This window comes from Streptomyces sp. CB01881, from assembly GCF_002953255.1.
Classification (GTDB): domain Bacteria; phylum Actinomycetota; class Actinomycetes; order Streptomycetales; family Streptomycetaceae; genus Kitasatospora.
The window spans coordinates 971,537-972,295 of record NZ_CP026498.1 but is presented as its reverse complement, the minus strand read 5'-3'; the positions used below and the strand labels follow the sequence as shown (position 1 = coordinate 972,295).

Annotated in this window: 1 pseudogene; it reads left to right on the top strand. The window is 70.8% G+C overall.

Annotated features, from left to right (window positions below):
• A pseudogene (locus tag C2142_RS39290) lies at window positions 1-759 on the top strand (transposase); the annotation flags it as partial.

Below are 759 nucleotides of genomic sequence, written 5' to 3'. Positions count from 1 at the left end.
TGGCCTAGCCTACGTCCTGTCCGATCTTCCGGTTGAACTGGTCGGCCGACTACGCTCGGACCGGGTCATGCTCCGTGACCCGGGCGAGCCCCGCTCCACCCCGAAGGGCGGACGCCCGCGCCGGCACGGCGGCGTCTTCACCTTCGCCAAACCCGACAGCTGGCACACCCCGGACGCCGCCACCACCACCGACACCACCCGCTACGGGAAGGCCGAGGCGAGAGCGTGGGACCGGATGCACCAGCGCCTGCAAAAGCGCGGCCCCTGGCTCGACCACGAAGGTGAAATCCCCATCACCCACGGCACGTTGGTCCGCCTCAAGGTCGAGCAGCTGCCGGGCGAGAGGGACGCGAAACCGCTGTGGCTGTGGTCCTCCGCCACCGGCATCGACGCCGAGCATCTGGACCGGATCTGGCGCACGTTCCTGCGCAGATTCGATCTTGAGCACACCTTCCGACTCATGAAGCAGACCCTCGGTTGGACCGCCCCCCGCTTCCGCAACCCGGACACCGCCGACCTGTGGACCTGGCTCGTCATCGTCGCCCACACCCAACTCCGCCTCGCCCGCCCCCTCGCCGAGGACCTACGCCGCCCCTGGGAGAAACCGGCCCCGTCGAGCAGGCTCACCCCCGCCCGGGTCCGACGCGGGTTCCGCAACATCCGCGCGAAGACGCCCAACCCAGCAGCCGTGCCGCAACCGACACGCCCAGGCCCCGGACGGCCACCGGGCTCGAAGAACCGCAGGCCCCCGCTCCGACG